Origin of the sequence: Nocardia sp. NPDC101769 (assembly GCF_044766925.1) — a bacterium.
GTDB lineage: Bacteria > Actinomycetota > Actinomycetes > Mycobacteriales > Mycobacteriaceae > Nocardia.
In genome coordinates this window covers 55836-78779 of the sequence record NZ_JBIWMX010000033.1, presented here as the reverse complement: position 1 = coordinate 78779, position 22944 = coordinate 55836, and the positions used below count along the sequence as shown (strand labels likewise).

General features: G+C 67.6%; 25 protein-coding genes. 14 read left to right on the top strand and 11 right to left on the bottom strand.

Annotated features, from left to right (window positions below):
• The first annotated feature begins 149 nt into the window (after positions 1–149).
• Positions 150–926 carry a GntR family transcriptional regulator gene (locus tag ACIRRA_RS36630; RefSeq protein WP_402777895.1) on the top strand — a complete coding sequence of 259 codons (777 nt, stop codon included), beginning with the start codon at positions 150–152 and terminating at the stop codon, positions 924–926.
• Between the two features lie 79 nt (positions 927–1005).
• Here the strand turns inward: ACIRRA_RS36630 and ACIRRA_RS36625 are convergent, their stop codons facing one another.
• Both ACIRRA_RS36625 and ACIRRA_RS36620 read right to left on the bottom strand, forming a co-directional pair.
• Complete coding sequence (locus ACIRRA_RS36625; protein WP_364616657.1) at positions 1006–1299, bottom strand: hypothetical protein; 294 nt, start codon at positions 1297–1299, stop codon at positions 1006–1008.
• Positions 1300–1425: 126 nt separating this feature from the next.
• Positions 1426–1617, bottom strand: a complete 192-nt coding sequence (locus ACIRRA_RS36620; protein ID WP_402777891.1) for a hypothetical protein — start codon at positions 1615–1617, stop codon at positions 1426–1428.
• Between the two features lie 384 nt (positions 1618–2001).
• Here ACIRRA_RS36620 and ACIRRA_RS36615 point away from each other — a divergent pair, with 384 nt between their 5' ends.
• Entirely contained in the window at positions 2002–2232 is a 231-nt protein-coding gene (locus ACIRRA_RS36615) for a DUF397 domain-containing protein (protein WP_357002634.1), read from the top strand.
• A gap of 86 nt (positions 2233–2318) precedes the next feature.
• Positions 2319–3206 (top strand): helix-turn-helix domain-containing protein, encoded by an 888-nt coding sequence (locus ACIRRA_RS36610; RefSeq protein ID WP_402777888.1) that lies wholly within the window; start codon positions 2319–2321, stop codon positions 3204–3206.
• Between the two features lie 122 nt (positions 3207–3328).
• On the opposite strand, the gene ACIRRA_RS36605 is transcribed toward ACIRRA_RS36610, so the two are convergent.
• The 3 genes from ACIRRA_RS36605 to ACIRRA_RS36595 form a co-directional block, all read right to left on the bottom strand.
• Positions 3329–3577: a hypothetical protein gene (locus ACIRRA_RS36605; protein ID WP_157390198.1), complete on the bottom strand. Its 249-nt coding sequence runs from the start codon at positions 3575–3577 to the stop codon at positions 3329–3331.
• Between the two features lie 333 nt (positions 3578–3910).
• A complete protein-coding gene (locus tag ACIRRA_RS36600; RefSeq protein WP_402777883.1) occupies positions 3911–4156 on the bottom strand; it encodes a hypothetical protein in 246 nt (81 codons plus the stop codon).
• A gap of 70 nt (positions 4157–4226) precedes the next feature.
• Positions 4227–4898 carry a hypothetical protein gene (locus ACIRRA_RS36595; protein WP_402777880.1) on the bottom strand — a complete coding sequence of 224 codons (672 nt, stop codon included), beginning with the start codon at positions 4896–4898 and terminating at the stop codon, positions 4227–4229.
• 60 nt (positions 4899–4958) lie between these two features.
• Here ACIRRA_RS36595 and ACIRRA_RS36590 point away from each other — a divergent pair, with 60 nt between their 5' ends.
• Positions 4959–5792, top strand: a complete 834-nt coding sequence (locus ACIRRA_RS36590) for an acyl-CoA thioesterase domain-containing protein (RefSeq protein WP_402777878.1) — start codon at positions 4959–4961, stop codon at positions 5790–5792.
• A 183-nt stretch (positions 5793–5975) separates the two neighbouring features.
• Positions 5976–7355 (top strand): lipase family protein, encoded by a 1380-nt coding sequence (locus ACIRRA_RS36585; protein ID WP_402777875.1) that lies wholly within the window; start codon positions 5976–5978, stop codon positions 7353–7355.
• Between the two features lie 16 nt (positions 7356–7371).
• On the opposite strand, the gene ACIRRA_RS36580 is transcribed toward ACIRRA_RS36585, so the two are convergent.
• Complete coding sequence (locus ACIRRA_RS36580; RefSeq protein WP_402777873.1) at positions 7372–8922, bottom strand: acyl-CoA carboxylase subunit beta; 1551 nt, start codon at positions 8920–8922, stop codon at positions 7372–7374.
• Between the two features lie 169 nt (positions 8923–9091).
• Here ACIRRA_RS36580 and ACIRRA_RS36575 point away from each other — a divergent pair, with 169 nt between their 5' ends.
• The 4 genes from ACIRRA_RS36575 to ACIRRA_RS36560 all read left to right on the top strand — a co-directional run bounded on the left by ACIRRA_RS36575 (position 9092) and on the right by ACIRRA_RS36560 (position 12366).
• Positions 9092–10471: an ABC1 kinase family protein gene (locus tag ACIRRA_RS36575; protein ID WP_402777870.1), complete on the top strand. Its 1380-nt coding sequence runs from the start codon at positions 9092–9094 to the stop codon at positions 10469–10471.
• A 114-nt stretch (positions 10472–10585) separates the two neighbouring features.
• Complete coding sequence (locus ACIRRA_RS36570) at positions 10586–10801, top strand: hypothetical protein (protein WP_402777867.1); 216 nt, start codon at positions 10586–10588, stop codon at positions 10799–10801.
• 133 nt (positions 10802–10934) lie between these two features.
• Entirely contained in the window at positions 10935–11285 is a 351-nt protein-coding gene (locus ACIRRA_RS36565) for a hypothetical protein (RefSeq protein WP_402777864.1), read from the top strand.
• A 649-nt stretch (positions 11286–11934) separates the two neighbouring features.
• Positions 11935–12366 (top strand): hypothetical protein, encoded by a 432-nt coding sequence (locus ACIRRA_RS36560; protein WP_402777861.1) that lies wholly within the window; start codon positions 11935–11937, stop codon positions 12364–12366.
• A gap of 112 nt (positions 12367–12478) precedes the next feature.
• On the opposite strand, the gene ACIRRA_RS36555 is transcribed toward ACIRRA_RS36560, so the two are convergent.
• From ACIRRA_RS36555 to ACIRRA_RS36540, 4 genes are all read right to left on the bottom strand, one after another.
• The gene (locus tag ACIRRA_RS36555) at positions 12479–15490 is read right to left on the bottom strand and encodes an alpha-mannosidase (RefSeq protein ID WP_402777858.1); all 3012 of its coding nucleotides are present in this window, start codon (positions 15488–15490) and stop codon (positions 12479–12481) included.
• Positions 15491–15701: 211 nt separating this feature from the next.
• Complete coding sequence (locus ACIRRA_RS36550; RefSeq protein WP_402777855.1) at positions 15702–15863, bottom strand: hypothetical protein; 162 nt, start codon at positions 15861–15863, stop codon at positions 15702–15704.
• 37 nt (positions 15864–15900) lie between these two features.
• Positions 15901–16566 carry a respiratory nitrate reductase subunit gamma gene (locus ACIRRA_RS36545; RefSeq protein WP_402777852.1) on the bottom strand — a complete coding sequence of 222 codons (666 nt, stop codon included), beginning with the start codon at positions 16564–16566 and terminating at the stop codon, positions 15901–15903.
• A gap of 113 nt (positions 16567–16679) precedes the next feature.
• The gene (locus ACIRRA_RS36540) at positions 16680–17159 is read right to left on the bottom strand and encodes a pyridoxamine 5'-phosphate oxidase family protein (protein ID WP_402777850.1); all 480 of its coding nucleotides are present in this window, start codon (positions 17157–17159) and stop codon (positions 16680–16682) included.
• A 124-nt stretch (positions 17160–17283) separates the two neighbouring features.
• On the opposite strand from ACIRRA_RS36540, the gene ACIRRA_RS36535 reads away from it, so the two are divergent.
• Positions 17284–19233 (top strand): GMC family oxidoreductase, encoded by a 1950-nt coding sequence (locus ACIRRA_RS36535; RefSeq protein WP_402777848.1) that lies wholly within the window; start codon positions 17284–17286, stop codon positions 19231–19233.
• A 46-nt stretch (positions 19234–19279) separates the two neighbouring features.
• Here ACIRRA_RS36535 and ACIRRA_RS36530 read toward each other — a convergent pair whose 3' ends face one another.
• Entirely contained in the window at positions 19280–19888 is a 609-nt protein-coding gene (locus ACIRRA_RS36530; protein ID WP_402777845.1) for a TetR family transcriptional regulator, read from the bottom strand.
• A 108-nt stretch (positions 19889–19996) separates the two neighbouring features.
• On the opposite strand from ACIRRA_RS36530, the gene ACIRRA_RS36525 reads away from it, so the two are divergent.
• From ACIRRA_RS36525 to ACIRRA_RS36510, 4 genes are read left to right on the top strand one after another with little or no spacing between them, the layout of a single operon-like run.
• Positions 19997–21235, top strand: a complete 1239-nt coding sequence (locus tag ACIRRA_RS36525) for an alkane 1-monooxygenase (RefSeq protein ID WP_402777842.1) — start codon at positions 19997–19999, stop codon at positions 21233–21235.
• On the top strand, positions 21235–21420 hold the full coding sequence (locus ACIRRA_RS36520; protein WP_379384828.1) for a rubredoxin: 186 nt from the start codon (positions 21235–21237) through the stop codon (positions 21418–21420). Before ACIRRA_RS36525 ends, ACIRRA_RS36520 begins: the two co-directional genes overlap by 1 nt.
• Positions 21417–21602 carry a rubredoxin gene (locus ACIRRA_RS36515; RefSeq protein WP_402777838.1) on the top strand — a complete coding sequence of 62 codons (186 nt, stop codon included), beginning with the start codon at positions 21417–21419 and terminating at the stop codon, positions 21600–21602. Before ACIRRA_RS36520 ends, ACIRRA_RS36515 begins: the two co-directional genes overlap by 4 nt.
• Complete coding sequence (locus ACIRRA_RS36510) at positions 21599–22888, top strand: NAD(P)/FAD-dependent oxidoreductase (RefSeq protein WP_402777835.1); 1290 nt, start codon at positions 21599–21601, stop codon at positions 22886–22888. The genes ACIRRA_RS36515 and ACIRRA_RS36510 overlap by 4 nt, the downstream gene beginning before the upstream one ends.
• Positions 22889–22944: the final 56 nt, after the last annotated feature.

The window sequence follows — 22944 nt, the reverse complement described above, 5'->3', positions numbered from 1 at the left end:
GTATGAATCGGAACCCCATGCCGTATGGATTTCGTAAAGATACTGAACAGTCCGGTGCTTTCTCTTGCGAGTCCGAGACTTGTGCGGTTGATCGAACAACCACCTAGACTGTCTGGGACGTAGTCGAGGATTTATGGAGAGGTGACACGATGGGAGACCGGACGGTCGTCGCCGACGTTGCCGACGAGTTGGCACGCCGTGTGGCATCCGGGGAGTACGAGCCCGGTGGTCTGATGCCGTCCGTCCGCCAGGTCGCTGACGAATTCGACCTGAATCGTGCTACGGCGCAATTGATTCTGGGCCGCCTCGAATCCTACGGGTTCGTGGACGCGTACCGCGGCAAGGGATTCGTCATCCGGGATGTGCGCGCCGAGGGCGGCGTGGATGTGTACCGCCGGCTGTTCCGGCTGTCCATGCCGGACCCGGAGATCGCCGTGGACATGTTCGGCAATATCGTCGACGAGGAACGCGGCATCGCGCTCGAGGCGCTGCTGGCCTACACCGGCGGCGAGCGTGCCCTCGATCCGGCGGTCCTCAAGGACGAGATCGACGTACTGGAAACCCTTGCGCGCGGTGCGGACCCGGATCCGCACCGCATGCTGAGCATCGAGCTCGGGCTGCTGCGCCGGCTGCTCACCGCGCTCGGGCACACGGTGCAGCGCGCGGTGCTCAATTCCATCGGCGAGATGGTGCTGGAGGTGCCGGAGGCGGTCGAGGCCTATTTCGCGGTCTCACCGGATCTGCATGTGCTGGTGTGGCGGGCGCTGGTCGCGGTGTGGGAGTCCGACAGCGGGCCGAGTCAGGCGCAGCTGGCGCTGTTCGAGGATCTGTTCGGCATGTACCACCGGAAGGTGGTGGCGCGCTTCGAGGAACTGGTCGGCGCGGCCGGGGCCGAGTCCGCCGGCGAGGTGGCCGCGACGGCCTGAAGGGGCTGGACCGACCCGATCACGCCCGTTTCAAATCCGACGGGTCGGTTTCGTCTGAGACAACCCCGCTTGGCAGAAATTATTGCCCGATCACGGCGTTCATGATGGTGCCCGCGCTCGTCGCCAGAATGCCGCCGATGAGCGCACCCGCGACCTGTTTGGGAGCCTGCACCCCGCCACCGCTCCACTTCTCCCAGGCGAAGCGGCCACCCGCATAGGTGATGGCCAGCACTCCGGAGAGCAGGACGAACCAGGTGAAATAGCGGACCAGCCGCAGCAGCTTGTCGGCTACCGGCGGCGTCTCCGGGGTCGGGTTGAAGATCTGTGCGTGCTGAAGCTGCGTCAGCAGCTCGTGGGCGGCAGTGAGAAACATCGCGGCACTCTTCCACGTGATGGCATGTCCATCTCCGGGGTACCCGCCGGACATGGTGCCGCGCAAGGGAAGTCGTGCTCTGATCGGTCATCGGGCGCGGACGCGCGAAAGCAATAGTGCGCGCGCTCAGTCCACGTCGTTGTCCGCGGACAGATAGGCTATGGCCGCCAGATACTGCCGGCACGCGAAGTGTTGATCGTGCGCGCGCAGAATGGCGCGGGCCTGACGATAGGTGAGGGTGCGCGGTTCGACCGCACAATCACCGGGAATATCGTTGCGCGCCGCGACATCGGTGGGACGGACGAGCATCTGCGTCATAGGATGCCTCTGGCCGATTAGGGGATGATCCACCGAGTTTAGGAGCTCGGATCGTGCAGATGCAAGCACATCTGCACGCTCGAATCCCCTGTCCCCGCGCGATTCCGGTGTCACGTGACTTTTCGGACAACTGGTACCGGAGCAATCGGACGAACGGGACCAACTAGCCGGGATTGTCTGAAATCCTTCGCAACTTCGCCGGTCCTTTCGGTGAACCAAGATCAAACCTGTTGTGTTGCAAAGGATGTGCCGCTCCGAGGGCATCGATAGCTGGCAATCTGCGTGCTATCGTCGTGCTTGCGGTTGCAACTGTAAGTACACCTGACCGAACATTTGCAAGTACTGGGACCACCGTCTGCGGGCGGTACTGGCAAGGAGTCTGAAATGACGGACATCTCGGCAACCCCCATCGATCGCTCGAACCTGTTGTGGCGCAAGAGCACCTTCAGCAATCCCAGTGGGAACTGCGTGGAGATGGCTCCCATGGCCGACGGGCAGGTGGCCGTGCGCAACTCCCGTGACCCCGAGGGCTCGCTGATCGTGTACACGCGGCCCGAGATCGACGCGTTCCTGCGCGGCGCGAAGAGTGGAGAATTCGACGACCTCGCGCGCTGAGCGGTAGCATTGGCAATCGGCGCGGTGGTTCGCGACAGACGGTTGTGAGTCCACTGCCGGCAAACCCGAGCATCGGAGTGGACCCCATGATCGCAGAACCTGTTGCCCACGATCGGGCGGATTCCGCTGTCGCCGAACGTGGCCCGACTGCACTGCGTATCGCGGTCGGCAGCCAGCTACGGAAGCTGAGGGAACTCAGCGGTATTACGCGCGAAGCTGCGGGTGACCACATCCGCGGGTCTCACGCCAAGATCAGTCGGCTGGAACTCGGGCGGACCGGATTCAAGGAGCGCGATATCCGGGATCTGTTGGCGCTGTACGGCGTTGACGATCCCGGTGAGCGCGAGCAGTTCCTCGAACTGGTTCGCAAGGCGAATCAGCCGGGATGGTGGCATCGCTACAGCGACCTGCTGCCGCCCTGGTTCGAAACCTACCTGGGCCTCGAGCACGCGGCGAAATCCATTCGTACCTATGAGGGTCAGCTGGTCCCGGGTCTGCTGCAGACCCCGGACTACGCTCGCTCGATCGTCGCCCTCGGGCACGATGCGGATGGAGAACGCCGCGTCTCGCTGCGCCGGCGTCGCCAGGAGCTACTCACCCGCGACGGCGCACCGAGCTTCTGGGCCGTGCTGGACGAGGCGGTGCTGCATCGCCCCGTCGGCGGCCCCGGCGTGCTCCGCGGCCAGATCGAGCATCTCATCGACATGTCCAAATTGCCCAATGTGACCATTCAGGTGCTGCCCTACGCGGCGGGTGGCCATGCGGCTGCGGGCAGTTCGTTCACCATGCTCCGCTTCGCCGAGGCCGAACTCCCCGATATCGTCTACCTCGAGCAGTTGACCAGCGCGCTGTATCTGGATCGCCGCCAGGATCTGGAGCTCTACCGTCAGGTCATGGATCAGCTGAGCGTCCAGGCGGAGCCGCCGGAGCGCTCCCGCAAAGAGCTGGCGCGGATTGCTGCGGAGCTCGACTGAGTTCCGCGCTGTCCCCAGCGGCGGACGGAAGCTCCGCACACACGGACAAGGGGCCCCTCGCGGGGCCCCTATCTGCGTGCCGTGGACCTGACGAGTCGGCCTGCGGCACGGCCGGATTCGGATTACTGCCTGATGAAACTGGAGGCGATGCGCCAGAACGCCTCCGGTTGCATGCTGTGCAGATCCCAGTCGTTCACCATGGCATGCGCCGTGGTGACGATCCGCTCGATGTCGAAATCATACCGAGTGGCCGCTCCAGTGGATTCGACCTGGCGGATGACGAAAGCGGTTGCCGTCTCGCGTGAATAGGTTTGCTCCGGCTGACTTCTGTCGGCAAACCCGAGTCGGCTGAGGTTGATTGGCTGATTCATTCGAACGCCCCTGACGCCAGGCCGACGGCTCACCGTGGGCGAAGAATCGCCGGTGATTCACCGCTCGGCTCTCTGGTTGTCCCCTTATTGGTGCCTTGCACGACGAGTCTATGACCGTGCGTTGCGCAGATGCAAGTACATCTGCAACATCGAATTCGCAGCGCCAGAGTACTTTTCGGTGTGCTACGAGTTTGCGAAACAAGGGTTGGCAAAAGGTTGCAATCGCCCCTGAGCACGGGTTTTCCAGTACTTCCGATCGAAAGTTCTGCCGGGAATGGACTGTTCCGCTTTATCCAGGAATTAGCGGAAGATCAAACTCGGCCCTCGAGGTGATCAAACTCGTCCCTGGCGAGCGGAGTCGTGCCGCATCGCCGCTTTGACCCGGCGGTGCTCGATGATCATCAGGCCGATTCCGAATCGCAGACACACCGCGCCGGCGAGCCCGCACAGCGCGCTCCAGGTGAGTGCGCCGTAACCGGCGGTCGTCAAAGTCAAAGCGATCGCGACGATTCCGGCCGCGGCCAGAATCGGTCCCGGGAGATTATGGGTGCCGTCGTAGGCGGGCGAAGTGACAGGCATCAACACTGTCCTCTCTCCGGGGGTATTGCAGAGCCGATAACAACTGGATACCCGGGACGGTTCGGGCGAATCACACCGCTGTAGACCCATGTTCACACCGGCCGTCGGTGATACCCAGATCGTCCAGCAGGCCGAGGAACGCGCGCGCATAGGGTGAGGCCGTGGTTTCGGCCCGCACCAGCCTCCAATCGACCTGGGCGCGCAATTCCCGCGCGATGTGTAGCAGCCGGGTGAAGTCCAGCCGCTGTGGATCGGACACGGTGAGCTCGTCCACCAGGAAGTCGGCGACGGTGACCACCGGCGCGGCGATCGACCCGATGGGCAGCCGCTCCGCCCGCGCCAGCAGTTCATCGGTGACAGGACGGTAGTTGGGGCGGAACACCAGATCGACGCGAATATCGCGGTCGTACAGCGTGGTCCGCTCGGCGTCGGCGGCCGGCAGCGGCGGCCGCAGTCCGGCGGCGGCGAGCAGGCGCTGCCCGCGGGCCACATCCGCGGGCCGCAGCAGCACGTCGACCTCGGAATGCGGGCCGCTGACCGGCCCGCCACGCGCGTAGACCGCGCAGTCACCGGTGAGCGCACAGGGAATGTCGTTGTCCTGCAGGACGTGCACGGTGAGCGTCAGGGTGCCGAGCAGCCGGTCGATGGTGCGGACCATGGCGATGGCGTACCCGTGGTCTCGCGGGCTAATCCGGACCGATGCCGGCCCGTCCAGCGGGCCCTGGGTTGAAGCGGGTTTCACGCGTGTGTTAGGTCTGAAAAGAAGTGGATCGATCAACCTGAGTGGACGGGAGCCGGTGCCGTGGTGGATGTGCCCGCGTATTTCGACGAGGTGGACGGCGGTTTCTTCCCGACGCCGTTCGCGGCCAGCGAGTGGTCCTCGGCGCAGGTGGTCGGCCCGGCCCTGACCGGCCTGCTGGCCCGTGAGCTCGAACGCGCGCACGCCACCGACGGGTTCGTGCCGGTGCGGCTGACCGTGGACCTGTTCAGCGCGGCGCGCTTCGAGCACACCACCACCCCGACCGTGCGGGTGCGCGACGGCCGCCGGATCCGGGTCGCGGACGTGAGCGTGGTGCAGGGTGGCACGGTGGCCGCGCGCGCCACCGCGGTGCTGCTGCAGCCGGCCGAGCAGCCGCCGGGGGAGCTGTGGCATCGGGAGCGGGAGCCACAGCCGCCGTCGCTGGAGATCGCGCCGCCCTCGCCGCTGCCGCGGACGCCGCTGTTCAACAGCGGGGAGGACTCGCCGGCGTGGAGCTCGGTGCCCACCGACCACGAGAACAACCTCCGGAAGCGCACCTGGCAGAACCCCATCCGGGTGGTGACCGGCGAGGAGCTGACCCCGTTCGTGCGGGTCGGGGTGGTGGCCGAGGCCACCAGCATGATGACCAACTGGGGCGACAAGGGCATCGGGTTCATCAATACCGATATGACGCTGGGCCTTTCCCGTCAGCCCGAGGGCACCGAGATAGGCGTGCAGGCCGACAGCCATTTCAGCGAGCGCGGCCTGGCGGTCGGCGTCGCGACCCTGTTCGACCGGACCGGCTCCTTCGGTAGCTGCATGGTCACCTCGGTGTCCAACGCCGGACGCCAGATCAGCAATGCGCAGCTGGACATGGTGATGCGCCGGAGGATGTGAAACGCGACCCTCCGGGCACGGGCCGGTCTCGATGTGGCGTCGAATCGACAAGTCCGGAGTGTCGGATCAGGGTGTCCCAGTAGGCTCGGGCGCGCGAGAGACCAGGGGCTGGCCCGTTCGAAGACCGTTCTGATCCGTGGGGGTGTTGTGCCGCATCGTCTGCGAAATATTGCCGGTGCCTTGATGATCGGGTGGTGCACGATCGTCGGTTACGGTGCCGCACCGGGATTCGCGCAACCACCTCACATCGGAGCACCGGCGATCCCACCCGGTCCGCCCGGAATCGCCCTGCCCTCACTGCCCGACATCCAGCACTGGATCGACGAGGTGATCCCCGCGCCGCCCCTGGCACCGGCCCATGCGGACTCGCCGCTGGTCGACGCCGCCCAGCTGACACCGGATTTGGCGGCGCTGCGGGCCGCGACCATGCCCGCCGCCATCGGTGACTCCTTCGTCGACGACTGGCCCGACGGGCTCGACGACGTCGCCCCGGGCGGCATCGTCGCGGTCCGCGACGTAACCGCGACGGCCGCACCCACACTGATCGTGCCCGTGCGGCAGGTGCTGCAGCTGAAGTACCGCACCGACGACTCTCACGACGAGTCCTCCTACGGCATCGCCAGTCTGGTGCTGCCGGTGGGCGATTGGACCGGGCCGGGGGAGCGGCCGGTAGTGGTCAACAACCTGCCCATCGACGCGCTGGGCCGCGACTGCAACCCCAGTTACACGCTCGCACACGGCTTCTCACGGGCCTCCAACTTCACCGGGTACATCCTGCCCACCACCCAGCTGGCGCTGCTGCGCGGCTACGCGGTGCTGATCACCGACCACGAGGGACCGCGGATGGCCTACGCCGAGCCCATCGTGGCCGGGCACGCCATCCTCGACGCCATTCGCGCGGTCCGCAATCAGCTGCCGGACGAGCTGGGCGACAGCAAGTTCGGCATGATCGGCTACTCCGGCGGGGCCATCGCCACCAATGGCGCGGTGAAGCTCATGTCCGAGTACGCGCCCGAGCTGTCCGACGTGGTGGTCGGCGCGGCCCTGGGCGGCGTGCCCGCGGACTTCAGCCTGCTGGCGCACTCCATGAACGCCAATCTGGCCTCGGGGGTGTTCCTGGCTGCGGTCTTCGGCATCGGCCGCGAGCGGCCCGAAGTCCTGGCCCGCATGAACCATCTGGCTCAGTGGGTGGCGGTGTCGGTGCTCAACAGCCAGTGCAGTGAGGTCTTCACGGTGCCGGGCGTGCTGCAGCTGCCCATCGACATCGCGGCCAATACCCCGGACCCGCTGGACAGCGATCTGGCGCACGAGATCTACAGCATCACCCGCATGGACGGCAAGAAATCGCCTGTGCCGCTGTTCATCTTCAACGGCGAGCAGGAGTTCTGGGTACCCGCGGTGGGCGCGAAGAACCTCTACCGGGAACAGTGCGCACTCGGCGTGCCGGCGGTCTACCGCAGCGTGTTCGGCGAACACTTCATCGCCGCGGCCACCGGCTATCCGGAGTCGCTGAGCTGGCTGGACCAGCGCCTGCAGGGTGTGCCCGCGCCCAACGAATGTTGACCGCGGGCAACGGTTCTCAGATCGGGAACAGGTTGTGCTTGCGTGGGTTGTGCTTGCGGACCGCGTCCTTCTCGCGCAGCAGGCGCAGCGCCTTGCGGATCTCGAGGCGGGTGGCCGACGGCTCGATGACCGCGTCGATGTAGCCACGCTCGGCCGCCACCCACGGGTTGTCGATGAGCGCGTTGTAGAAGTCCACCATCTGCTGCCGCACGGCCTCGCGCTGCTCGGGAGGGGTGGCGGCGAGGGTCTTCTTACCGGTGACGGTGACCATGCCGTCCGCGCCGATGACCGCGATACGGGCGGTCGGCCACGCCAGGTTGATGTCGACGCCGAGCTGCTTGCAGCCCATGACCGCGTACCCGCCGCCGTACGCCTTACGGGTCACGATGGTGACGATCGGAACCGTGGCCTCGATGAGCGCGCGGAACATGCGGCCGCCGCGCTTGATGACGCCGTTGCGCTCCTCCTCGAGACCCGGCAGCACGCCGGGGGTGTCGACCACGTAGACGAGCGGGATGTTGAAGGCGTCGCACAGACGGATGAAGTACGCGCCCTTGTCCGAGCACGCCGCGTCCAGCGCACCGCCCAGCACCATCGGCTGATTGGCGATGACACCGACCGGCCGGCCGTCCACGCGGGCGAATCCGGTGATGAGGTTCTGCGCGGCGGCCTCGCCGATCTCGAGGAACCCGCCGTCGTCGAAGATGCGCAGCAGCACCTCGTGCATGTCGTAGCCCTGGCGATCGGAATCCGGGATGATCCGGTCCAATTCGCGATCGGAGTCGGTGAGCTCGGGCTCCAGGCCGGGGTTGATGATCGGCGGCTGCTCGAGGCAGCTGCTCGGCAGGTAGCTCAGGTACTCGCGCGCCCAGTGCAGGGCGTCGGCCTCGGTTCTGGCCACGTGGTGCAGCAGTCCGTTGCGAGCCTGGACGGCCGCGCCGCCCAGCTCCTCGGCGGAGATCTCCTCGCCGGTGATGCCCTTGATGACCTCGGGCCCGGTCACGAACATGTACGAGTCGTCGGTGGCGACCAGCACGTCCATGTTCACCGGTCCGTACACCGAACCGGCCGCGCACTTGCCGAACATGACCGCGACCATCGGCACGTATCCCGACAGGTCCTCCTGCAGCCGGCACATGGTGGCGTACCAGGCCAGCGCCGTGACGCCCTCCTGAATGCGCGCGCCGCCGGAGTCGTTGATCACGACCACCGGGCATGCGTTGTTGTACGCGAATTCCATGGCGATCCGGACGCGGCGGCCGAAGGTCTCGCCGACCGAGCCACCCTGCACCCCGGAGTCGTGGGATATCACCACGATCGGGCGGCCGTCGACGGTGCCACGCCCGGTGACCACGCCGTCGCCGTAGAGGGCGTTGGGCTGACCGGGCGACCGCATGAGCGCGCCCATCTCGACGAAGCTGCCCGGGTCCAGCAGCATCGTGACGCGTTCTCGGGCGCTGGCGACGCCTTTGGCAAGACGCTTCTGGATGCCTTTCTCACCGGTGGGTTCCTCGGCGATCTCCAGGAGCTTGCGCAGTTCCGCCAGCTTTTCCGCTGTACCCGTCATTACCTCGGTCTTGCCTTTCCGCCGACATGAGTTTGGGCCCGATCGTGCCCGTGTGGAGCCGGATTGCGACTCGACCGCCCACGGTACCGTGCGGTGTGGACCCGAAACTACTGAACGTGTCGGTAACCTATGCCGCGGTGTCAGCAAGGTCAGCGATACACTGCGGCGCGTGAGCTCACCTATGACTGTGCGAGCGGGGACGCCCGAGGTGATCCGGCCCGACCTCGACACCTTCGGGTTCTCGGAGTGGCGGCGGACCGCCGTGGTCGGTGCGGTATTGGGCGGCTCGGTCGTGGGCAGCGTGCTGCGCGGCGGCCTGCGTCCCGCCAAGCGCAAGCGTGCCGCGGCCGAGGGCCTGGTGAACGGTTTCGAGACGCTCGGCCCGATGTTCGTGAAGCTGGGCCAGCTCATCGCGTCCTCGCCGGGCGCGTTCCCACGCGAGCTGGCCGATGCCTGCCTGCGCTGCCTCGACGACGTCCCGCCCTTCCCGGCCGCGGACGCCCGCGCCATCATCGAGGCCGATCTGGGCAAGCCGATCTCGGAACTGTTCCGGGAGTTCGACGACGAGCCGCTGTCGGCGGCCTCCATCGCGCAGGTACACGCGTGCGTGCTGGCCGATGGCCGGCCCGCGGTGGTGAAGGTGCAGCGGCCCGAGATCGCCCGGCGCATGATCGTGGATCTGCGCGCGGCCATGCGGCTGGCCCGCACGCTCGAGAAGCGGTCGGAGAACGCCCGCGTCGTCAATGCCCAGGCGGTGGTACGGGATCTGTACGAGGCGACTGTCGCCGAGCTGAACTTCCTCATCGAGGCGGACAACCAGACCCGCGCCCGCGACCATCTGACGGCCTTCGGCGACAACACCAATGTGGCGGTGCCCGAGGTGTATTGGGAGTACTGCGCACCCCGGGTGCTGTGCATGGAACGCATGCGCGGCATGCCCCTGGACCGCTTCGACGATATCCGCGCGGCGCACCCCGAGCCGGAGCTGCTGATCCGCCGCCTGGTGAAGGCGTGGATGGAATCGGTTGCGGTGCATGGTCTCTTCCATGGTGACGTGCACGCCGGCAACCTGTGGCTGCTCGACGACGGCCGGGTCGCGATGCTCGATTTCGGCATCGTCGGCCGGATGGAGTCCGAGTGGCGCGAGTTCGTGCGCGCCCTGTTCTATGCCAGCTCCATCGACAACGACTTCCGTCCGGTCGCCCGCGCCCTGCGCGCACTGGATCTGGTCGCCGATGACAGCGGTGACGACGCCACCCTGGGCCGCCAGCTCGCTGTGGCCCTGGGCCCGGTGCTCTCGGGCAGCCTCGACAAGCTCGATCTCGGCGTGGTCACGGCCCGCCTGCTCGAATTCGGCAAGCGCCGCGGCGCGTCCGGCCCGCAGCAGCTGGTCATGATGGGCAAGCAGCTCGGCTACTTCGAGCGCTATGCCGTGGCCCTGGCCCCCGGCTGGAAGCTCGGCCGCGACCTGTACCTGTTCCGCAATATCTTCCCCGCGGAGGTGGCCGCCAAGGCCGCCGAGGACGGCGTCACCCTCCCGACCGACTGACAGCGGCCGTTCGCGCGTGGTCAGCGCACCGTCGGTGGCTCGTCAGCGGCGGGCGGCATTGTTCTTCTCGTAGCCGGAAACACCAGCTCCGGCACGGGCACAAGGAGAACAACGATGTCGAACAAGAACGTCCTCGCCGAGATGATCGCCGGCCGGCTGGACCAGGCCCGGACCCGGGCCGAGCAGAGTGTGCGGGCCGCGTCGGTGGCCCGGGCGCGCGCCGGACAGCAGCCGATCCCGCGGCTGAGCAGGGCAGAGGTGAAAGAGGTGCGCGCGGAGGCGCGGGCACAGGCGAAGCGCATGGTCGCGGAGTTGACCGGAAAGGCGTGAGGGCCGGCCGGGACGGCGTACGGCCGCGGTGTGAAAGCCTGAGAGAAGAGCCAGGAAACGCTCAGGCTACGACCAGTATCGCCCGGCACTGTGGATGACGGAAACAGTGTCGGGCGAGCGCGTGAGGTGCGGAATGGTCGAAATCGAGGTCACCGGAACCACTGTGACGGTGCGGGTCACCGGCGCTCACCGGCTGCTCGCGCTGCGTGATCACGTCAGCTTCGACCTGTCGCAGGTCACCGTCCTCACGCCCGCGCCGGTGGATCTACGCCCGCCGTGGATGCGGGCGCCGGGCACGTTCTTCCCGGGCGTGATCGCCGCGGGCATCTTCCGGGGAAAGGGCCGGAAAGAGTTCTGGGATACGCGTTTCGGCGGTCAGGGCGTGCTGATCGATCTGGCGGGTTCGGAGATCACCCGCCTGGTCGTGGATGTCGCTGATCCGCAGCTCGTACTGCGGCAGCTGTCCTCGGCGATGGCGGCCTGATCGGGCGGCAGCGGCCGGATTCATCTCGGCGGCTGCATTCCCCGGGGTCGAAGCCGCTCGTGCCGGAAGCCTTTGTCGCGAGGCGGAAGCCTTTCGCGTGGCTGCGGCACGAGGCGAGCGGGGGCGGACGGATGGACGGACGCGGGATTGTGTCAGGGAGTCGGGCAGAGGAATCCACCGGCGGGTGGCGGAACCGGAACGATCCTTTCCGGTGCCGGTGCCGCCGGGATAACGCCGGCGGGAGCTGGCGCGTAGGGCGCCACTGCTCCGGGAGCGTCGGGGGGCGTCCCGATGTCACCCGAACCCCACGCCGCGGAGGGGTTCATGGTGAATACGGCAGCACACACGCACGCACTCACGAGCAGGCCGATGGCTTTCTTTCGTGTCATGGAATCGGACCGTACAACCAGCTGAATGCAATTCGTGGGAGGCAACGTCGCCTCGGAATGTCGCCGACCTGCTGATCATTGTTCAGGACCTTGAATTCGGCTGCGACACAAGAATACTGATCGGTCGGAATTTAGAATTTTCAAATTGTCGAGTCATGGGCTGCGTCAGCACACGTTTCGATGACGAACTGGCGTGTCTGCGAGATGTTTGCCCGATTCTATTGTTCACTGCCCGGGTTGACCGACCGGGAGGAAGCCGAATGACCGCTGGGCCGTGTTCGAGGATTGCTATCGCGGGGGCGCTCACGCTGGCCCTTTCCGCCGCAGTGACCGCCACCTCGCACCCCGGCCTCGCCGCGGGATCGTGCGGGGCGAGCCTCGGGGACTTTCGCGGTGAATTCACCGCGGCGGAGGACTCCTCGAATGTGCTGAACTTCGACGGCGGGGGCGGCATCGCTTTCCGCAGTGGCCGGTTCGGGACCGGTGAGGGCATCTACGCGGTCATTCCGTCCGGTGGATTCTCGGCCACTCTCCGTCTGACCGACAGCGGCGAGGATGTCGAGCGGCCGGGCAATCAGACGGCGATGGTGAAGAGCACCGCCTTCATCTGCCCGGGGCCCGGGACCATAGTCGGGAGTTTCAATTCGCTCGATCAGAGTGGTCGGCGATTCAACTATGTGCGGTCGATCTGACCACGTCATGTCCGCTGTGGGACATGGGTTTCCGGCATTCAGCGCACGCTCGAGTGCTGGTCGGTCGTGCAGGGTATCTGGGCTGATGTCAACGGAGTGAACGAGAATAGCGTCATCGGCGGCTGAAGCGGAGAGTTACCAGCTGAAAAGGTCGCAGTCGCAATCGAATTCCCCGGTCCTCCGGCGTCGCGGTCGTCTCGCCGGGCAGTGGTCGCTCCAGCAGGTCGCAGCAGTGGTGGCCAGTGGTCTCGAACTCGGGGGTCAGCAGCGCCGAGGCGCGGCCGCCGCCCGCCTCGTAGACGCGCACGATCACATCGCCGGATCCGTCGTCGGCGAGCTTGACGGCGCTGGTCACCACGTCGTCGTTGTCGATGGTTACCAGCGGGGCGACCGGTTCGGCGACACCGGGTGTGAAGGGCGGCAGGTTGATTCGGTATCCCGCCCGGACCGCATCGGTGATCGAGGCGCCCGGGACGAGGGCGTGCCGGAAATGGTGGGCGCCGTGGTCGGTATGCGGGTCGGGGAACCGCGGCGCACGTAGCAGGGAGGCGCGCACGGTGATGGTGGCGCCTCCGTCCGGCCGGACCGTGCGGGTGAGGTCGTGGCCATAGGTGGAGTCGTTGACCAGGGCCACGCCCCAGCCGGGTTCCGCCAGGTGGATGAAGCGGTGATTACACGCCTCGAACTTGGCGTACTCCCAGCTGGTATTGGTGTGGGTGGGACGGAAGAGGTGACCGAACTGGGTTTCGGATGCGTAGCGGTCGGCGTGAATGTCCAGGGGGAACGCGAGTTTGAGGAACTTCTCCGTCTCGTGCCAGTCGACGGAGGTGGCGATCTCCAGGGCCGCATCGTTCGATCGCAGGGTGAGGGTCTGCTCGACGGTCGAGGACCCGAAGGACCGCCCGAGGCGAACCACGACCGATGCCGGTGAATCCGTCTCCGCCGCAAGGAAGTCTACGCCGGTCAAGTCGATGTGGCTGTTGCGATAGAAGCGGTCGACATCCCATGCGTCCCATGAGTTGGGGTAATCCTGGTGCAGCTGCAGCAGATTCGCCGCCGCACCGGGCGGCAGGGTCTCGCGATCGTGCTCGATGTCGTACAGCGACACCAGCAGTCCGCGCGTGTCCACCTCGGCCCGCACCAGGCCGTTCGCCAGCACGAACCCGCCGCGGGTCCGTTCGGTCACGGTGCAGTCCCGGCCCGGCTCCTCGGCCGCCGCGCCACCGGCAGGAATCCCGCGCCAGGCGTGCGGCGCCGGATTGAAGACGTTCGGCCCGGACCGTTCACCGCCGAGGGCCCACTGTGCGCGTTCGATGATCGCCGACAGCTCGGCGGCGACCTCGGTGTAGGTGCGCTCGGCCTCGCGATGCACCCACGCGATCGAGGAGCCCGGCAGAATATCGTGGAACTGGTGCAGCAGCACGGTTTTCCAGAGCCGGTCCAGCTCGGCGGCGGGATACTCGAACCCGGTCCGCACGGCCGCGGTGGCGGCCCACAGTTCGGCCTCGCGCAGCAGATGCTCACTGCGCCGGTTGCCCTGCTTGGTCCTGGCCTGGCTGGTCAGGGTTGCCCGATGCAGCTCCAGGTACAGCTCGCCCACCCACACCGCCGGGTTCGGGTATTCGGCCTCGGCCGCGGCGAAGAAGTCGGCGGGCCGGTCCCACCGCACCGTGGGCGCGCCCTCGAGATCGCGCATGCGGGCGGCCTTGGCGACCATCTCGCGGGTGGTTCCACCGCCACCGTCACCCCACCCGGTCGGTGCGAGCGACCGGGTCGCCCGCCCCTTCTCCTTGAAATTCCGTGCCGCATGGGCGATTTCGCGGCCTTGCATCGAACAGTTGTAGGTGTCGACGGGCGGGAAGTGGGTGAAGATGCGGGTCCCGTCGATGCCCTCCCACAGGAAGGTGTGGTGCGGGAACTGGTTGGTCTGGCTCCACGAGATCTTCTGTGTCAGCAGCCATCTGGAGCCCGCCGCCTTGATGATCTGCGGCAGCCCGGCCGCGAAGCCGAAGGTGTCGGGCAGCCAGGCCTCCTCGTTCTCGATGCCGAACTCCGCGAGGAAGAACCGCTTGCCGTGCACGAACTGCCGCGCCATGGCCTCGGAGCCCGGCATGTTCGTATCCGACTCCACCCACATGCCGCCGGCCGGTACGAACCGCCCCGCGGCCACCGCGGCCTTGACCCGCGCGTAGACCTCGGGCCGGTGCTGTTTGAGGAAGTCGTATTGCGCCGCTTGGGACATGGTGAAGATGAAGTCGGGGTCGTCGTCGAGCAGAGCGGTCATGGAGGCGGCGGTCCGCGCGACCTTGCGCACTGTCTCGCGCAGCGGCCACAGCCAGGCCGTGTCGATGTGCGCGTGCCCGACCGCGGAGATGCGGTGTGCCGAGGGGATGGCGGGCTGAGCCAGCGCGTCGGCCAGGCAGGCGCGTGCGGCGCTCGCGCCCGCGTTCACGTGCTGGAGGTCGATGGCGTCGAGTGCGCGCTCGACGGCGCGCACGATGTGGTAGCGCCGCGCGGGATCCTCCGGCATCTCGTGCATGAGTTCCCCGAGCACCTCGAGGTCCTGCACCAGTTGCCAGACCTCCTCGTCGAACACCGCGAGATCCATGCGGCCCAAACGGTATTGGGGCTCGGTCCCGGCGGTTTCGCGATCGCCGAGCGCGGTCGGCCCGAAGAACGGGATGACCGGATTCGATGCCGCCTCCACGTGCAGCAGCACCTGCTCGCCACCGGCCGCGGGCGCCACCACGCGGACCCACCGATTCCGCGGATGCAACCCCTTCACCGGCGTCCCGTCGGCGCGATACACCAGGCCCTCGCACTGAAATCCGGTCATGCCCTGGTCGAACCCGAGATCGATGATCGCCTCGACGGTCCGGCCCGCCCAGCTCGGCGGCACCGTACCCTCGAGGGTGAGCCAGCTGGTGCCCCACGGCGCACCCCAGCGGACACCCGGCCCGGTCGGCGTCCGGGGCGCGGCCAGCCCCTCCGCGACCGGCACCGGTTCGCCCGGCGCCGCCCAGATCGAGGCCCGCAGCGGCACCGACTCCGGATAGACGGCGGGGACGATGCGGTCGAGCACCCGCCCGAGCCTGTCTTCGATCAACCGGCGGTCATCGTGCATGACGGTGGCTCCCTCGGCGTGGGTCGGGACCGGCAAACCGTGTCGAGCCCGACTCTAGCGGCCCGGGGTCCGCGGGCCGGGAAGATCGCACCATTGGCGCGGGCCGATTCTCAACGGGCGCTGTCCTGTTCGGACCACTTGGCCATCCAAGCGGTGTTCTCGGTGGCGATGACGGATTCACAGGCGGAGACGAACGCGGGCCAGTCGGTGATCACGCTTGCAGCGCCGTCGTCGGCGAGGCTCTGGAGGTGACGGGCGGCGTCCGGTAGGTCATGACGAGGTTGTCGTAGCGCTGGGCGGCCAGGTAGGCGGAGATCTCGGCGTGTATCCGAACTCGGCCACCTACTGCGTGAAGAACAGTCGCTCTGAACAATTGGGGCAACCTCCCGGACATCGCGGTGCCGGGATGGTCAGACCGTCGGCGCGGACCGATAGGGGGCGGCGGCCACCTGGCGGAGGACGCGCACCACGGGGACGGTGAGGATGCCGGCCAGGCGGGTGTAGGGCCAGACCGCGATGATCAGCATCACGATGAGTCCGCGCGCCTGGTAGAGGATCGGGGCGTGGTCCATGACCGCCGGTTCCGGATGCAGGGCGATCAGCGAGCGTGCCCAGGTGAAAAGCGTTTCGGCGGTGCGGTATCGGCCGTCGGTGGACCCGCCGTCGAAGGTCACCAGCACGGCCGACATGAGGGCCGCCGCCAGCAGCGGCAGCGTGATGCGGTCCAGCGGGGTGACCCGCTGCCGGACGTCGGCGGAGATCAGCGGCGGAATCAGAATGAGCGCCACCCCGGCGATGGTCACCGGCACGGCCACGATCTGAATGATCCCCAGCGCCAACTGGATACCATGGCCGGGTCGTGAATGCGGTCCGGACGCAAGCATTTCCACCACCCGCACCACGAACACGATCGGCAATCCGACGCGCACCGCCGTGATCCCGGCCCGCTGCGCGCGATCGATGTGCGGCCCTTCGAGATACCCGCGGAACCCGTCGCGTCGATACCGCCAGACATGCCCGGCCGCGCACGACAGAATGGCGGCGTAAGGCAGCGCCACCCACAACGCGATCATCATGCCCTCACCTCACGGAGTCGGTAGCCGCACTGCTCGCCGAGCAACTTTCGCACGCCCGACGCTTGCAGAGAAGTGTCGAATCGTGCCAACCCCGCGGTCCGGCTCGGCCTCCGTTACCGCCAGAGGTGAGACATCATGTGCGGGTACCGAACCGGTCGATAGTCGGTGAAGGTGATGTCCCGGACGTGGCTGAAATCCGACCACAGCAGCCTGCCGCCTTTGAGACGCACGGGAATTCGCACCCGATTCCGCACCCGCCGCAGTTCCTCGTCGGTGGCGGGGCGCTTCGCGCCCACCGTGCCGTAGAGGCGGACCCCGGGCGGGGCCGGGAAGCGCGCCGTCAGCAGGGACCGGAACCAGAACAGCGGACTGCTGTCCACGGCCAGCACACACACTCGGGAATCAGCGTCCAGATTGCGAGCCAGCGCCTCGGTGTACTGGTCGAAATAGAACCCGGTCGCGGTGTCGCCCAGGAAGACCGTGCCGATCGGCGTGACGTTCGGCGAACCGTCCGCATTCACCGAGGCGATCGCGCAGTGCCCGGCGCGGGATACGGTGTCGCGGATACGATCCCAGTTCTGGTCGAGTGTCATGCGTGGTCCTGACCGGTTCGGACGGATGGGGCGATTCGAGGGTAACCGGATTCCGCCGACACAAGTGAGGGCGGTGTGCCGCATTTGCCGGGACAGCGGCGGGGGTGTGGCGCATGATGGCGGCATGGCTTCAGACGCGGCGCGGCGTGCCGTACTCGGAATGGTGTGTGACAGCTTCGCGCCGGGGGACGGGGGTGACCTGCCGACGGCCTCCGAGCTGGGAGTGGTCGACACCGTCACCGAACTACTCGGACGCAATCCGCGGGACGCGGAGCGGCGGCAGTTCGAACTGCTGATGCGCGTATGGGATTCACGGCTGTTCGGGTTGCTCAACGGCGCGGGCTGGCGGAAGTTCTCGCGGCTGAGTGCCGAGAACCGGGAGCGGTGGCTGCTGGGGATGGCCAATTCGCGGCTCGAACAGAAGCGGGCGCTGTTCCAGGCATTGAAGGCGGCGGCGGTCACCTCCTACTACTTGACGCCCGGGCCTACCGGGATCAATCCGGTGTGGGATCGGATCGGCATTCCGCCCGCCTTCGGACCGGTCGAGGGCGCGCAGTGGGGGCTCAGCCCGCAGCGTCCGGATGCCGACACCACCGTCGTGTGCGATGTGGTCGTCATCGGGTCGGGTGCGGGCGGCGGCACCGCCGCGGCCGTGCTGGCCCGGGCCGGGCTCGAGGTGGTGGTGCTGGAACGCGGTGAGTACTACGACGATCCGGATTTCGGCATCGGGGAGAAGGAAGGCTTCCTGAAGCTGTACGCCCCCGGCCCGGCCGCCACCGCGGAAGGTCAGCTCGGGCTGGTCGCGGGGACCGCGCTGGGCGGCGGCACGGTGGTCAACTGGACCACCTCCTTCCGCACCCCGGACGATGTCCGCGCGGAGTGGGCCCGGCTGGGCGCACGGCAGTTCGCCGAGCAGGAGTACACCGACGCCCTCGAGGCCGTGGTGTCGCGCCTCGGGGTGAACCTCGATCACTCACCCGCCTCGCACCGCGACGAGATTCTCGAGCGCGGCCTGCGCAAACTGGACTGGCACGTCGAGCCGCTGCCTCGCAATGTCACCCACTGCGATGCCGGAATCGAATGCGGGCGTTGCGGTTTCGGCTGCCGGATCGGCGCGAAGCAGTCGGTGGTCAAGACCTGGCTGGCGGATGCGGCCGGGGCGGGCGCGCGCCTGTTCGTCGGCACCGATGTGCGGCGCATCGTGGTCGCCAATGGCAGCGCCACCGGCGTGGAAGCCGTGACGGCCGAGGGGCGTTCGGTCTGGGTGCGAGCCCGCGCGGTGGTGGTCGCCGCCGGGGCCATCCAGACCCCCGCACTGCTGCGCCGCTCCGGCCTGGGCAACCGCAATATCGGCGACTTCCTCCGATTGCACCCGGCCACAGCGGTTTTCGGAGTCTTCGACGAGGACATCCGCCCCTGGGAGGGCGGCATGCAGACCCGCTACTCCAAGCAAGATCGTGACCTCGACGGGAACGGCTACGGGGTCATCTACGAGACCGGGCCCATGACCCCGGGCATGTCGGTGGGCTTCCAGGCCTGGACCGGCGCGGCCACCCACCGCGACCGCATGCTGAAACTCGCCAATACCGCCGCTGTCGGCGTGATCACCCGCGACCGCGACCACGGCTCGGTCGAGACCGACCGCCGGGGTGAGGCGGTGGTGCGCTACCGCATCTCAGCCCGCGACGCCGCCCACATGCACACCGGAATCGTCAATGCCGCACGCATTCTGGAGGCGGCCGGGGCGGAGCGGATCTTCTCCGGCCATCAGGCCGGCGTCGGCTACGAGCCCCGCACGAGCGGCACGCACGAGGAGTTCGCCGCGCAGGCCGCCGCGGCCGGGTACGCGCCGGGCCGGTGCTCGATGGGCGCACTGCACATCATGGGCTCGGCCCGCATGGGCGGCTCACCCGCGGATTCGGCCACCAATCCCGACGGTGTCACCTGGGACGTCCCGAATATCGTGGTGGCCGACGGCTCCTGCTTCCCGACCGCCTCCGGCGTGAACCCGATGGTCAGCATCGAGGCCATCGCCCATATGAACGCCACCAGGCTCGCCGCGCGCCTGACCTGATTCCCTATCGACGTGGCGAGATAGCCCGATCCGCCTGTGCGGCAGCCTATTCCAGCGCCGAGCCGAAGGCGCCGACGATCACCCGATGGATCTGGCCGACGGCCCGGTCGATCGGGCCCGTCGGCTGGAACAGATGGCTCAGGGCGAGCCGGACCAGCACCTCTGTGATCGAGGTCAGTTCGGTGTCGTCCATCCCGGTGAGCCCGTACTGGGCCCGGATGGCCGCCGACACCGCGGTGATCGCGCGGCCCAGCACCGGTTCGGTCTCGGTCATCAGCACCGGCAGCAGGGCGGTGTCGGTCGCCGACCGCCCGGCCAGCACCGCCTTGAGCAAAGTGTTGTCGGCGCCCGTCCGCAGCGTGAAATCGACCGCCTGGGTCATGCCGGCCGCCACGTCCGCCGGATGCGCGGCCAGGCTCTCGGCAATGCCGACCAGGAACTCGTCGACTTCCTGCTGGACCACCACTTCGGCCAGCTCGTGCTTGTTGGCGAATTCCTTGTAGAGCACCGGCCGGCTCACACCGACCTCCTTGGCCAGCCGCGACATGTTCACCGCGCCCCAGCCCTCGGTGATCACGATGCGCCGCCCGGCCTCGACGATCCGCTCACGCAGCAACTGCCGCATTTCTGTCTGGAAGTTCGGCGCTTCAACCACGTCCCGATGGTACATGAGCTCAACTTTCGTCCCGTCGTTGACAGACTGGATCACAGTGTATCTAATAAATACAGTTCTTCGGAAAGTGTAAACGCAAGGAGTACGGCAATGACGACGTCTCGTTCTCGAGTTGGACGCAGCCGGGAGCCGGAGGCCTCGGCCCGCCCCCAGTGGCGTGACCGCAAGCGGTATCTGTGGTTGTTCGGTCTCGTACCCCCGACCGCCCTGTTCGTGGCGATGGTGCTGGTGTGGGCGTTCAACGAACTCGGCTGGTCGGTCGTCGCCCCGGTCTGGTGGTGGATCGGCCCGCTGCTGGTGTACGGGTTGCTGCCGGTGCTGGACCGCTTCTTCGGCCCGGACGGCCAGAACCCGCCCGACGAGGTGATGGAGTACCTGGAGAACGACAAGTACTACCGGTACTGCGTCTACACCTACATTCCCTTCCAGCTGCTGAGCCTGACCGTCGCCTGTTACCTGTGGACCGCGAGCGACCTGTCCTGGCTGGGCATCGACGGCGGCCTCGGCGTGGTCTCCAAGATCGGCTTGGCGCTGAGCATGGGTGTCATGGGCGGCGTCGGCATCAATACCGCGCACGAACTCGGCCACAAGAAGGACGAATTGGAGCGCTGGCTGTCGAAGATCACGCTCGCCCAGACCTTCTACGGCCATTTCTACATCGAGCACAACCGCGGCCATCACGTGCGGGTGGCCACGCCCGAGGATCCGGCCAGTGCCCGCTTCGCCGAGACCTTCTGGGCCTTCCTGCCGCGCAGCGTGTGGGGCAGCCTGCGCTCGTCGTGGGAGCTGGAGGCCAAGCGACTGGAGCGACTGGGCAAGCGCCCGTGGACGATTCGGAACGACGTGCTCAACGCCTGGCTGATGTCGGTGGTGCTGTGGGGCGTGCTGGCCGCGGTGTTCGGCCCGGCGGTGCTGCCCTGGCTGGTGATCCAGGCGATCTACGGTTTCACCCTGCTCGAGACCGTCAACTACCTCGAGCACTACGGCCTCATGCGTCAGAAGACCGCCAGCGGCCGCTACGAGCGGTGTACCCCGGAGCACAGCTGGAACTCCGACCACATCGTCACGAATATCTTCCTGTACCACCTGCAGCGGCACAGCGATCATCACGCGAACCCCACCCGCCGCTATCAGACGCTGCGCAGTATGGACGGCGCGCCGAACCTGCCCAGCGGCTACGCCAGCATGATCTCGCTGGCTTACTTCCCGCCACTGTGGCGGCGGGTGATGGATCACCGGGTGCTCGAGCACTATTCGGGCGACATCACCAAGGTGAACATCCAGCCCCGCAAGCGTGTGCGCGTGCTGGCGAAGTACGGGGTGGCGTGATGTCGTCCTACCGTTGCCCGGTCTGCGATTACGTCTACGACGAGGCGAAAGGTGCGCCGCGGGAAGGCTTCCCGGCCGGCACCCCCTGGTCCGCCGTCCCCGACGACTGGTGCTGCCCCGACTGCGGGGTGCGCGAAAAGGTCGATTTCGAACCCACTTCCACCTCGACAGGACACCACTCATGAGCACCGACTTCAAACTCTTCCGCTGCCTGCAGTGCGGCTTCGAATACGACGAGGCCCTGGGCTGGCCCGAGGACGAGATCGCCGCCGGCACCCGCTGGGACGACATCCCCGACGACTGGTCCTGCCCGGATTGCGGCGCCGCCAAGAGCGATTTCGAGATGGTCGAGGTCAGCCGCGCGTGAGCGGCCGCATCGTCATCGTGGGCGCGGGCATCGCGGGCGCCACCGCCGCCCGCACCCTGCGCACCGAGGGCTACACCGGCGAGATCGTGCTGCTCGGTGCGGAACCCGGCCACCCGTACCGCCGCCCCATGGTTTCGAAGGAACTCCTCGCCGGCACCGTCGAGGACCGCCGAACCCTGGTGCAGCCCGCGGACTTCTGGCACACCCACCAGATCGACCTGCGCCCCGGCACCACGGTCGAATCCATCGACCCGGGCCCGGCGCTGGTGTGGCTGGCCGACGGCACGGCGATCGGCTACGACACCCTCCTGCTGGCCACCGGAGCCCGGCCGCGCGCATTGTCGATGGCTGCCACGCCGGTCCGCCCCGATCTCGGCCGCAGGGGTGCCGAGATCGGGGGACGGCGTCCCAGCACGGGCGAGCGGATCCACACGCTGCGCGGCCGGGCGGATGCGGAGGTCTTGCGGGAGGTGATTGCGCAGGGTGGGTCGCTGCTGATCATCGGGGCCGGGCTGATCGGGTGCGAAGTCGCGGCAACCGCACGGGGGCTCGGTGCGGAGGTCACGGTGCTGGACGCGGCGGCCGTGCCGCTGGAGCGCGTCGCGCCAGCGGCGATCGGCGATTACCTCCGGAAGCTGCACGCGGACAACGGGGTTGCGATCCACACCGACGTCCGGTTGACGCATCTCGCACAGGACGGTGCGGCGGTGGTCGCCGTGGCCGATGATGACAGCACCTGGACGGCGGCCGCGATGCTGGTTGCGATCGGATCTGTCCCGGACACTCGGCTCGCCGAGGCTGCCGGACTGGCGGTGGGTGACGGAATCCGGGTGGACGAGCACTATCGGACGTCCGCGCCCGGGGTCTACGCGGCCGGTGACGCGGTGACCCGATTCGATCCCGTGTCGGGTGGGTATCGGCGCGAGGAGCATTGGAACAGCGCCCAGTCCCAGGGTGCCGCGGCGGCCCGATCGATGCTCGGATTGCCCGCCGCGGCCGCCCAGGTCCCCTGGGGCTGGTCGATGCAATATGGCCGGAACGTGCAGTTCGCGGGCGTAATCCGCGCCGGTGACGAGCTGGTGGTGCGGGGTCGGGTCGAGGCCGGGGACGCTACGGTGCTCGCGCTGCGCGCGGGCCGCGCGACCGGTGCGGTGGCCATTGCCCGTCCGGCGGAGTTCCGGGCGGCAAAGGAACTGATCGGCCGGGGCGCGGTGCTGGATCCCGGTGTCTGCATGGACGAATCCCGGCCGCTGGCCGAGGCGGTCGAACTGTCCGGACAGTCGTGAGGGCATGCGCCCGCAGTTGAGCTAACCGCCCGCAAAATCCGAATGCCGCTGGACCA

Excerpts from the sequence above, each read along its gene's own strand:
- ACIRRA_RS36615 (WP_357002634.1), top strand. The coding sequence starts at position 2,002 with ATGACGGACATCTCGGCAACCCCCATCGATCGCTCGAACCTGTTGTGG.
- ACIRRA_RS36515 (WP_402777838.1), top strand. The coding sequence starts at position 21,417 with ATGAGCACCGACTTCAAACTCTTCCGCTGCCTGCAGTGCGGCTTCGAA.
- ACIRRA_RS36580 (WP_402777873.1), bottom strand. The coding sequence starts at position 8,922 with ATGACGGGTACAGCGGAAAAGCTGGCGGAACTGCGCAAGCTCCTGGAG.
- ACIRRA_RS36605 (WP_157390198.1), bottom strand. The coding sequence starts at position 3,577 with ATGAATCAGCCAATCAACCTCAGCCGACTCGGGTTTGCCGACAGAAGT.
- ACIRRA_RS36610 (WP_402777888.1), top strand. The coding sequence starts at position 2,319 with ATGATCGCAGAACCTGTTGCCCACGATCGGGCGGATTCCGCTGTCGCC.
- ACIRRA_RS36625 (WP_364616657.1), bottom strand. The coding sequence starts at position 1,299 with ATGTTTCTCACTGCCGCCCACGAGCTGCTGACGCAGCTTCAGCACGCA.
- ACIRRA_RS36535 (WP_402777848.1), top strand. The coding sequence starts at position 17,284 with ATGGCTTCAGACGCGGCGCGGCGTGCCGTACTCGGAATGGTGTGTGAC.
- ACIRRA_RS36585 (WP_402777875.1), top strand. The coding sequence starts at position 5,976 with ATGATCGGGTGGTGCACGATCGTCGGTTACGGTGCCGCACCGGGATTC.
- ACIRRA_RS36560 (WP_402777861.1), top strand. The coding sequence starts at position 11,935 with ATGACCGCTGGGCCGTGTTCGAGGATTGCTATCGCGGGGGCGCTCACG.
- ACIRRA_RS36520 (WP_379384828.1), top strand. The coding sequence starts at position 21,235 with ATGTCGTCCTACCGTTGCCCGGTCTGCGATTACGTCTACGACGAGGCG.
- ACIRRA_RS36555 (WP_402777858.1), bottom strand. The coding sequence starts at position 15,490 with ATGCACGATGACCGCCGGTTGATCGAAGACAGGCTCGGGCGGGTGCTC.
- ACIRRA_RS36565 (WP_402777864.1), top strand. The coding sequence starts at position 10,935 with ATGGTCGAAATCGAGGTCACCGGAACCACTGTGACGGTGCGGGTCACC.
- ACIRRA_RS36570 (WP_402777867.1), top strand. The coding sequence starts at position 10,586 with ATGTCGAACAAGAACGTCCTCGCCGAGATGATCGCCGGCCGGCTGGAC.
- ACIRRA_RS36600 (WP_402777883.1), bottom strand. The coding sequence starts at position 4,156 with ATGCCTGTCACTTCGCCCGCCTACGACGGCACCCATAATCTCCCGGGA.
- ACIRRA_RS36525 (WP_402777842.1), top strand. The coding sequence starts at position 19,997 with ATGACGACGTCTCGTTCTCGAGTTGGACGCAGCCGGGAGCCGGAGGCC.
- ACIRRA_RS36545 (WP_402777852.1), bottom strand. The coding sequence starts at position 16,566 with ATGATGATCGCGTTGTGGGTGGCGCTGCCTTACGCCGCCATTCTGTCG.
- ACIRRA_RS36620 (WP_402777891.1), bottom strand. The coding sequence starts at position 1,617 with ATGACGCAGATGCTCGTCCGTCCCACCGATGTCGCGGCGCGCAACGAT.
- ACIRRA_RS36540 (WP_402777850.1), bottom strand. The coding sequence starts at position 17,159 with ATGACACTCGACCAGAACTGGGATCGTATCCGCGACACCGTATCCCGC.
- ACIRRA_RS36630 (WP_402777895.1), top strand. The coding sequence starts at position 150 with ATGGGAGACCGGACGGTCGTCGCCGACGTTGCCGACGAGTTGGCACGC.